The sequence below is a fragment of the Frankia sp. AgKG'84/4 genome (assembly GCF_023242965.2).
Lineage (GTDB): Bacteria > Actinomycetota > Actinomycetes > Frankiales > Frankiaceae > Frankia.
Genome location: NZ_JALKFU020000616.1, coordinates 1 through 2,998, shown reverse-complemented (window position 1 = coordinate 2,998; position 2,998 = coordinate 1). Strand labels below are relative to the sequence as shown.

General features: G+C 71.6%; 3 protein-coding genes. 1 reads left to right on the top strand and 2 read right to left on the bottom strand.

Annotated features, from left to right (window positions below):
- Positions 1 to 611: 611 nt before the first annotated feature.
- Positions 612 to 1,109 (top strand): RNA polymerase sigma factor, encoded by a 498-nt coding sequence (locus MXD58_RS24040; protein ID WP_248838287.1) that lies wholly within the window; start codon positions 612 to 614, stop codon positions 1,107 to 1,109.
- Positions 1,110 to 1,189: 80 nt separating this feature from the next.
- Here the strand turns inward: MXD58_RS24040 and MXD58_RS24035 are convergent, their stop codons facing one another.
- Positions 1,190 to 2,092, bottom strand: a complete 903-nt coding sequence (locus MXD58_RS24035) for a DNA-formamidopyrimidine glycosylase family protein (protein WP_248838288.1) — start codon at positions 2,090 to 2,092, stop codon at positions 1,190 to 1,192.
- A 60-nt stretch (positions 2,093 to 2,152) separates the two neighbouring features.
- Positions 2,153 to 2,998, bottom strand: an 846-nt coding sequence (locus MXD58_RS24030) for an MFS transporter (protein WP_518478671.1), incomplete at its 5' end; no start/stop codon positions are given.

Here is a 2,998-nt window from a genome sequence, read left to right as displayed (position 1 = left end):
GGCCCTGCGCGACCTCGCGGGCTAGTACGGCGCCGGCGGGTGCACCCGCCGGCGCCGGCCGGGCTCGGGCGTGCTCGGGCCGGTACGAACGGAGGGGCCCCCAACACCCCTGTCACCAACGCAACTGGGTGGCACCTTGGGGTCGTCGGCGGGCACGTTCGCGACCTCAAGGGCGGCCACGCTCCGTAGCACATGGCAGTTAGGCATAGGTCACGTTGTGGCGGCCGCCGTGCCCCCCTTGTGTTTCGTCGCTTTTTGTCACGATTTGGTGTTGTAGATCCACCTTGAGGTCAACGGTTCCAGTTCCGTAGCTGGAACAGTGCGTTAGTGTTGTTCTGTCCGCACCTGGGGTCGGACGGGGCGGCACTGGCTTGCCCAGGAGTGGATGTGTAATGTCCGGCTTGTCCAAAGCTCGCTGCTTGGCACACAGCGGGCACTAAAGAGACCAAGGCGCGTCGCGGTCGCTCTCCGGTACTGGCGCGTACCGGCTTGATCGTGATGTCGCTGGGGGGCGGCGCGGTCCGATTTATCCAGAGGTGGACTAAACCGTGACATGCCTTGCCGGGGAGATCCTTCCGGTTGATCACGCACCTGCAACACCCGCAACAGCAGTGGCCGAACTGGACCGGCCCTACAGCGAGCAGCGCTGGTCGCTGATGCTCCCGCACCGGGAGCGACTGATCCACATTGCTCGTCGTCGGCTGCCCAGCAAGGCCGACGCGGAGGACTGCGTGCACGAGGCGTTCATTCGTGCGGCTGGCTTCCGTGACCTCGACGCGAACCGGGTCGGTCAGTTCCTGACGACCACGGTGTTGCGCCTCTGCGTCGATCACCACCGGGCCCGGCAGCGGGCCGAGCGGGCCGTCGTCCGTGGGTACCTGCAGTCCTGGGAGCCCGCTCCGGACGACGCGGTCTGCGACCATGCCGAGGCGCGTTGGCTGCTGTCCCAGGCCGGCACGCTGCGTGGCCGGGAACGTCAGGTGATCATGGCGCGGGCGGCGGGGATGAGCACCCGGGAGGCGGCCGCCGACCTGGAGATCAGCCTCAAGGCCGCCGAAGGCGCCTTCACCCGTGGGCGAGCCCGTCTGATCAGCTTTTCCCGGAACTGACGGCCAGTCAGAACCTGGATGACCTACGGATCCAGCCCGCCACCATCATCGTCACGCATCGTCGTCAGGCGCGCGCTTTCTCAGGGAGCGGTGTCGCCGAAACGCTGCCGACGACGGGCGGAGCGCACCGACGCGCCCGCCCCGGTACGTCCGTGGCCAGCGAAGGCTTCCCTGGAAGCCTTCGGTCCCGCCTGGCAGCGCGGACACCAGGTGGTACGCCGGCTTTCGTCGTCGATCTGGCCGGGCGCACGGCCCTGGTCGGCCACGAGGATCCGGCTCGCGCACCGTCGGCAGGGCCGCCCGGCCCTGCCATAGACCCAGTGCTCCTCCCCGGGACGCGTGGACCCGGTCGTCACCTGATGCCCACCGTGGGCGCCGGCTTCGATCATCGCCTGAGCTCGACGCACGAGACCAGGCAGGTCGAGTACGTCGCCCACGGGCGTCCAGGGTGACACCCCAGCCAGGAAACATGCCTCGGTGCGCCAGATGTTGCCCAGGCCGGCGAGGTTTCGCTGGTCGAGCAGCGCGGCGCCGACCAGCAGCGCGGGCCGCGCCCGCAGCCGACCGACCGCGTCCTCCAGATCCCAGTCCGGCCCGAGCACGTCGGGGCCGAGATGGCCGACCACGTCCGGTTCCCGGGCGCTCGACAGCAGCTCGACGACCGCCAGCCGGTATCCGACCGCGCTGCGTTCGGCCGTCATGAGCACCGCCCGGATCTGCCAGTCGGGGCCGCCCGACCAGCGCGCACCGGGCTGGTACAGGTGCCAGGACCCTTCCATCCGGAAGTGGGTGTGCAACGTCAGGCCACCGTCGAACCTGGTCAGCAGGTGCTTTCCCCGGGCCGCCACGCTCGTGATCCGCTGACCCGACAGGTCGGTCGTGGCCAGCCGCGGCACCCGGAACTCGGTGCGCAACAGCGGGGCCCCGGCGAGCGCGGCGTCCATCCGCCTGGCCGCCCGCCACACGGTGTCACCCTCCGGCATCCCGCGTCACCTCACTTCCGCCGCCGGCGGTCCGGCACCGCCCGCCTCGTCTCGTACCCGTCAGGAAACATCGGCGGGCAGGGGATAGGCGCCGCGGCGGGCCGGCAGCCGACGGACGGCGACCAGCGCCCCCACCAGGCCGACCAGCACGGTGAGCCCGAAGGCCACCCCCAGCCCGGAGTTCGGCGTGCCGTTCGCCGCCTGGCTCGCGGCCACCGCCACCCCGCTGATGCCGGCGCCGAACGCCGTGCCCAGGTTGTCGGTCAACGCCACCCCTGTGCTCGCCGCGCCGTGGCGCTGCGCAGGCGTCTCCGCCAGGACGAGGGTGACGACGGTGGAGTACGACATCCCGATGCCGAGGCCGGCGAGTCCCCAGGCGGCGACCGGGACCGCCAGCGGAACTTCTGGCAGCAGGATGGTGGCGAAACCGCCCGTGCCGAGCGCGACGAGGGCCAGCCCGGCGCCGATGAGATCGCGTTCGCGGACGCGTCCCGCCAGCCGGGCCTGCGCCCAGGACCCCGCGGTCCAGCAAAGGGTCGCGCTGGACACGGCCAACCCGGCCATCGCCGTCGACGCGTGCCGCACCGCGGTGATCGACAGTGGCACGAAGGTATCGGCCCCGAAGAAAGCCCAGGTCAGCAGGCCTCGGCTGGCCACGGCGGCGGGGACGCCCGGACGCAGGGCCAGCGTGCCCGGGGGCAGCAACCGCCGCAGTGGACCGAGCCCGCAGGCGATCCCGGCCACAGCCAGCGGCACACCGAGCGGCGAGCGGCTGCCTAGTCCGGCGAGGAGCAGCCCGGCCCCGAGGGTCACCCGCACCGCCGCGACGAGGGGAGCCCCACCGGGACCACCGTCGGCACCCACGCCCACACCCGCACCCACGCCCACACCCGCATCCGCGCTGGC